Raw genomic sequence first — 6,417 nt, forward strand, 5'->3', positions numbered from 1 at the left:
TTTGTGATGAATCCGTTTCTGCTCTAGATGTTTCCGTACAGGCACAGGTCCTGAATTTGCTCAAACAATTGCAGGAGGATTTCGGCTTAACCTATATCTTCATTTCCCATGACTTGAGTGTAGTCAAATTCATGAGCGATCGCATTATGGTAATGAACCAGGGCAAAATAGAAGAAATTGGTTCAGCTGACAGTATTTATCGAGAACCTCAGCAGGATTATACTCGTCAGCTGATTGCTTCTATTCCCACTGGTACTCTCGATCGGATTCAACAGCAGCAAGACAGACGACAAGCTATGGAAATACCTGAGATTAGTGATCCATGGTCTGTTAATTCTGAGATTAGTGATCCATGGTCTGTTAATTAAGGGAAAGGTTATTTTTTTTAATTCAAAATTTAATTCAAAATCCCAACTTAAAAATTCAAACAGGTATAGCCTTATAATTTTTAATTGTTGACAACGGATACAAGCCCCTGAATTAATTTCAGGGGTATTTTTGAATTTTGAATTGATAATTTTGAATGGTCGCAAAGCAATCTACCTTCCTCCCAAATTAGTTTTTTAAGTTTTTTAACGTTTTTGTATTATTTTAGTGTTTTATGTTATTATGAAAGTAAGGGGGCGACCGATGAAGGCGCTCAAAGGAGTGGAGATTCCGTAATCTCCCATACAGGCTAGGGTTCAAGCGTAGTTCCCACCCGAAGGGGTAATACGAGATGGATATATCCGGCATCAAGCTAGAATACTCCCGAATCGTTTTATCTCACAGCTAGAGGGTAATGCGTAACTCGATGCAGATACCGCCTGATAAGAGGTCGTTTGGGAAAGAACTAATAGGTTGACGAAAGGAATCGTTGATTGAAGCGTCGTAATTAGTAATATCCCTGCTAAAAGCGGTAATGGGGATAAAAGCTCCAAGGGTTAATTCACTCCATACTGAATAACTGAGAACCCCATATGGACTCGGCGTATAGACGACAACCTACAGTTTGAATCTTCTTTGTGCGTAACCGGGTAAGCCGAGATTGAGTCCTTATTCTAGGTCGATGAATAAGGTAGCCAAATCGTAAGAAGAGGTATAACTCTCAGTCCGGTAGAAGTCTGAACCAAGCTAAGGCCAACAAGACGAAAGTCAACGGGAAATCACAGAAATGTGTATAACCGGTTGGATAGAGGATAATCCCTCAACTCGTGCATAGTGCTGAATTTCAGAGCCGATTCCAAGCAAAGAAATTATAGGGATGATTTCCTTAATTGCGATGGAAAAGATAGAACCGAATTCAAAAGAAAACGGTATCGTAACTGAACAAACTACCTATTGGCATTCCGTAAACTGGAAAAGAGCTTATAGGACAGTCAGGAAATTAAGACGTAGAATATTCCGAGCGACTCGCGAAGGTAATTGGAAATTGGTGAACAAACTACAACGCCTAATGCTGCGTAGTTATTCCAACATACTCATCTCCGTGAGACAGGCAGCACAACTTAACAAAGGAAAGAATACCCCTGGAATTGACAAAATAGCAAAATTAAATCCCAAACTCAGGGGAGAGTTGGTCGATGCTCTATCAAGTTATCGCGCCTGGAACCCAATACCGACCAAACGTGTATACATACCTAAATCCAATGGTAAAAAACGACCACTGGGAATTCCGAGCATGATTGACAGATGTATACAAGGCATCGTCAAAAATGCACTAGAGCCTGCATGGGAAGCCAAATTTGAACCCACATCATACGGGTTTCGACCTGGCAGGAGTACCCATGATGCGAGACAAAGGATTTTCACTAACATTAGTGGAGAAAGAAACAAGAAATGGTGGGTATTGGATGCCGACATTACAGGATGTTTTGACAACATTGCCCATGAACCACTACTTGAAAACATTGGAAACTTTCCCGCCCGAAAACTAGTGAAACAATGGCTGAAAGCAGGATACATGGAAGGCGATGTATTCTATAACACTGAAGCCGGTACACCACAAGGAGGAGTAATTAGTCCACTATTGGCCAACATTGCACTCCACGGGATGGAAGAGGTACTAGGTATTAGATACAAATGGAATACCGATAAGAGAAGGAAATCCGGAGGTACATGGAACAATATCACCAATAGGACATTCGTCCGCTTTGCTGATGACTTTGTGGTTTTAACAGAAACCGAAGAAGATGCAGCAAACGCTAAGGTAATCTTACAAGAATGGTTAGCCAAAAAAGGACTGAGCCTATCGGAGGAAAAAACCAACACTAGACACCTCACTGAAGGATTTGACTTCCTAGGATGGAATTTCCGCAAGTATCGAACCACTGCACGAAAGTCGGAATTGGTTACCCTCATCAAGCCATCCAGTAAAAACATCAACAAGTTCAAAAAATCCCTGAAGGAAACCTTCAAGAAACTGAAAGGGGCAACTCAATTACAAGTCATTAAAGAACTCAATCCGAAAATTCAAGGATGGGGCAATTATCATGATGGAGTAGTTGCCAAAAAAACCTTCACAAAAGTTGATAGCTATATACACTGGAAGTTAAACAGATGGGGGAAACGGAGACACCCGAAAAAGTCTTTAAACTGGGTTAATAACAAGTACTTTGGGAAATTATGTCCAGGAAGAAATGACAAATGGGTGTTCGGAGACAAATCCCTTAAAGATGTATACGTACAAAAACTGGCATGGATACCTATTAAGCGACACACCTTAGTTCAATATAAAAATAGCCCAGACGACCCGAACCTAATCGAGTACTGGGAAAAACGAAAAAGCGAACAAAGGGAAAAAACAGCTAGAAGTAGGTTCTCTACCGGGAGGGATAAAATAGCAAACAGACAGAACTATCTCTGTCCTGTGTGCAATCAAACCCTTGGGGTTAGTGATGAATTACATTTACATCACATTATACCCAAACATTTTGGTGGACTAGATAAATCAGAAAATTTAGTTTACCTACACAGCGACTGTCACCAATCCATACATGCCTTGGGTGCCACTAATCTCAACATACAGGAAATGCTGAGAGTTGGGATAAATAAACCCTCCAAGAGCCGGAACAAAAACCAAAAGGTACAAACCCGGAAATCTAGAAAAAGAAGTGGCAATGATAAGTGAGTTCTTTTGGAATTGGTAGCGCCGTGTACTTGGAAACTTGTTCGCACGGTGCTTTGGGGACGAAGCGGGAGTAATCCCGCTGACTTACCCGATAGATAAGGAGATAGAAAGAAGCCAGCGCAAAGTTTCCATGGCAAACGCTGGCTTCTGGCTCCTCCATTAACACAAGGAGATACATCCTATGCTAAAACCATTTCACCCTGATGGTGAGGCTCACCCCTACCAAGAAACTGTGGAACAGGCTTCTGTGGAACAGGCTTCTGTGGAACAGGCTTCTAGCCTGTGTCCCACAAACAGGCTAGAAGCCTGTTCCACACTGATTATGGACAGGGGTATACTCATCCCTCCCTTCTATCCCTATACCCGACATTTCTCTCAGTGGCGGATTTGCCATCTCATTTTGCGACTAGCGCTATACTTTTGGAGTTCACCAGCCATCACCGTACTAGCCTGTGAACAAGACTTAGAAACTCTAGCAGTAGAGGAAGCTTTATGAAAAAGCCCCGTCCTCTAACCGAAAAAGACCAAGCCTTAATCCAGCGCTACAGTAACTGCAAATTGGGGATGACACCACAACAGTTTTATCGAAAATGGTTAGTGACTTACGAGGTCATCGCCTGTATTTGCTCCCGTAGCGAAGGCACAGTACAGCGCTGGTTTGCCAGAGGTCACAACTATCGCTCTCCGATGGCAATTGATTTGTACCATCTGGCCATAATGGATTTCCTTCTGGAGCATTTTGAAGAAATTCCTGAAGAACTCAAGAATTTCCTGTGTCCACCACATTAACAAGATGGAGATATCCGGAGATGGGCTCAGAATCGTCTTTATTTCTTTGATATCCAGATAGCATCGGTATTTTCAGGCTTGGGTAATGGTAATGGTAATTGTGATTACTCTCGTACCATTACCCATTACTAAAAAAAATACCAATGGTTCAAAGTAGGACTACACAGAGATTTCTAGGGCTATGAGACATAATTGTTATTTTTATGTCCTATTTTGTTTTAATTATTAAGGGTAGAATAAATTTTTGTTGCTAATATACTACGTAATACTTGGAAACTATCAAGTGTTAAGGGTTTAGTTAAGTGGTTATTTTTATCATGTAATATCACTTTAGGTAGAAAATTTTAGGATTTTTATTCTCTACTACCTACTTACTACTCCCTAATACCTTTGCTAAGGGCTAGTTTAACTAGCAAGTAATTTCAATCAATTACCTAGGAGTATTTTTTCAATGTCAGACCTGAACAATCCAGAAGAAAATTCCCAAGCAGTTCCCTTTTTTGCCCGCTACTTGGAGGGACAATTTATTGAAGACTTATCTAAAGAAGAAATGGAAACTGTCAAAGGTGGTACTATATTGCCTATTCGCAGTCTTACCAGAAAGTACCCATCTGATCGGGAAGATTGGTCGGGGGTAACCTTTAAGTTTCGAGATGATATAATAGTTGAGACTCAAAAGTACCCATCTGATCAAGAAGATATATAGCAATCCGTGTAATATTTTCAGACCGGGGATATCTGGAAAATGGGGAAGAATCTACCCAGATCCTAACTTATTTATTTTAGGTTTCAATTAAAAATTTTCGCCAATTTGGCGTTACAGCTAGGGAGGCATGGCTTTTAATAGATTTATAGGAAAATAGTTGTGTCTATTCATGGGTCTATTCATGGATATACTCATACTTAGCCACATCCTATCTCCTATTTCCCCACATCTTATTTATCCACTAGGAGTTTAAAGCCATGTCTAATATGGACAAACCAGAAGAAAATTCCCAAGCAGTTCCCTTTTTTGCCCGCTACCTAGAAGGGCAATGGTGCGAAGAGCTATCTGAAGAAGAAATGGATGATGTTAGAGGCGGTCGCGGTTTTGCGATGACACGGAAGTACCCCTCTGATTGGGAAGATAGTGTCGGATGCTTTACTCGGAAGTACCCCTCAGATCACGAAGAGGGTGGTGGTGGTCCAGTCATGACTAAGAAGTATCCCTCAGATCACGAAGAGGGTGGCGGTGGTCCAATCATGACTGAGAAGTTCCCATCGGATCAAGAAGATGGTGGCGGTGGTCCAATTGTGACCCTGAAGTTCCCCTCTGATGAGGAAGATGTTCACCAGAAGTAATATCGTGTCTGGTTGACTATAGCGTTATTTATAACTGCTATAACACAATTAATAAAGGTCAAGAATTCGATGCAGCAGGTAATTACAGCAAAGCTGAAGTTGAACTGCACACCGGAGCAAAAAGAAAAGCTTCGTGCAGTTACTTTAGCCTATCGTGATGCCTTAAACTATACATCGAAATTGGCCTTTGAAAACGGCAAAATTTCCTATGCGGCTAAGTTACAAAAGCAGGTTTACTACGACATTCGATAACGCTTTATGTTACCAGCCCAAATGGCATGTAATGTACCTCGACAGGGAGCTGCAATCTATAAAAATCTCTGGATGAAAGTAGAGCGTAATGCTACTCACTTAAAATCTGGAATTACCAACAAGCGAAAGGGTTAGATACCCCTCCTAAATTCATAGCTCGAACTTGTACGTTTAGTTACAAGCGTGACTACTCGTTTGTTAAAGGTAAAGCTAGCCTAGTTACCTTAGAAGGTCGCATAAAAGTTGACTACTCCGGATATCAAAAACACTTAGACTTGATTCATTCAGGTATAGCCAAAATAGGTGCAGCAATAATTTGCTATGCTGAAAAAACCAAGACTTACTATTTACTAGTAAGCTTAGAGTTGGAGCTACCCGAACTTAAACCTGAAGCGATTAAACGTGTTGTTGGTGTGGATGTAGGTCAGCGCTATCTAGCCGTAACCTTTGATACGAATAAAACAGCTGGTTTCTTTTCTGGCAAGTCAGTAATTCATAGAGCTAATCGTTACTATAAAACGAAACAAACTCTACAGCGAAAAGGCACTCGTTCGGCTACCAGACGGTTGATAGTCCTGTCAAAACGAGAGAGACGGTTTAACGCTGATATTAATCACTGTATTGCCAAACGTGTCGTGATTTTTGGCTCATTGATTGGTCTAGAAAATATTACCCATAATCCTGATCAAATTAAGCTAATACAACTAGGCCATGAACCATCTATAAAACTGTGTAAACCCCATAGAAATAAAAGGATTTGGGAGTTTACTAAGTTACATTACTTCATTGACTATAAAGCCGTTTTGGGTGGCGCTTTAGCGATTAGAGTTGATGCTGATTTTACTTCCCAGTCATGTCCCCGTTGTGGTCACACCAGTAAAGCCAATCGACCCAATAATGGATTAGATTTTGATTGCATGGCTTGT

8 protein-coding genes are annotated in these 6,417 nt (G+C 41.0%); all 8 read left to right on the plus strand.

Annotation, left to right across the window (positions count from 1 at the left end; genetic code table 11):
- Positions 1-368, plus strand: a 368-nt coding sequence (locus F6K57_RS34515; protein ID WP_293072434.1) for an ABC transporter ATP-binding protein, incomplete at its 5' end; no start/stop codon positions are given.
- An 875-nt stretch (positions 369-1,243) separates the two neighbouring features.
- A complete protein-coding gene (gene ltrA, locus F6K57_RS34520; RefSeq protein WP_293072436.1) occupies positions 1,244-3,109 on the plus strand; it encodes a group II intron reverse transcriptase/maturase in 1,866 nt (621 codons plus the stop codon).
- 181 nt (positions 3,110-3,290) lie between these two features.
- A complete protein-coding gene (locus F6K57_RS34525) occupies positions 3,291-3,605 on the plus strand; it encodes a hypothetical protein (protein ID WP_293072438.1) in 315 nt (104 codons plus the stop codon).
- Entirely contained in the window at positions 3,602-3,898 is a 297-nt protein-coding gene (locus F6K57_RS34530) for a helix-turn-helix domain-containing protein (RefSeq protein WP_293059271.1), read from the plus strand. Before F6K57_RS34525 ends, F6K57_RS34530 begins: the two co-directional genes overlap by 4 nt.
- Before the next feature lie 451 nt (positions 3,899-4,349).
- Positions 4,350-4,604 carry a microviridin/marinostatin family tricyclic proteinase inhibitor gene (locus tag F6K57_RS34535; protein WP_293059274.1) on the plus strand — a complete coding sequence of 85 codons (255 nt, stop codon included), beginning with the start codon at positions 4,350-4,352 and terminating at the stop codon, positions 4,602-4,604.
- 257 nt (positions 4,605-4,861) lie between these two features.
- Positions 4,862-5,239, plus strand: coding sequence for a microviridin/marinostatin family tricyclic proteinase inhibitor (locus F6K57_RS34540; RefSeq protein WP_293059277.1), 378 nt, complete (start codon positions 4,862-4,864; stop codon positions 5,237-5,239).
- A 69-nt stretch (positions 5,240-5,308) separates the two neighbouring features.
- Positions 5,309-5,491 (plus strand): hypothetical protein, encoded by a 183-nt coding sequence (locus F6K57_RS34545; protein ID WP_229415206.1) that lies wholly within the window; start codon positions 5,309-5,311, stop codon positions 5,489-5,491.
- Between the two features lie 152 nt (positions 5,492-5,643).
- Positions 5,644-6,417, plus strand: a 774-nt coding sequence (locus F6K57_RS34550) for a transposase (protein WP_293072441.1), incomplete at its 3' end; no start/stop codon positions are given.

The sequence above is a fragment of the Moorena sp. SIO4A5 genome (assembly GCF_010672005.1).
Classification (GTDB): Bacteria; Cyanobacteriota; Cyanobacteriia; order Cyanobacteriales; family Coleofasciculaceae; genus Moorena.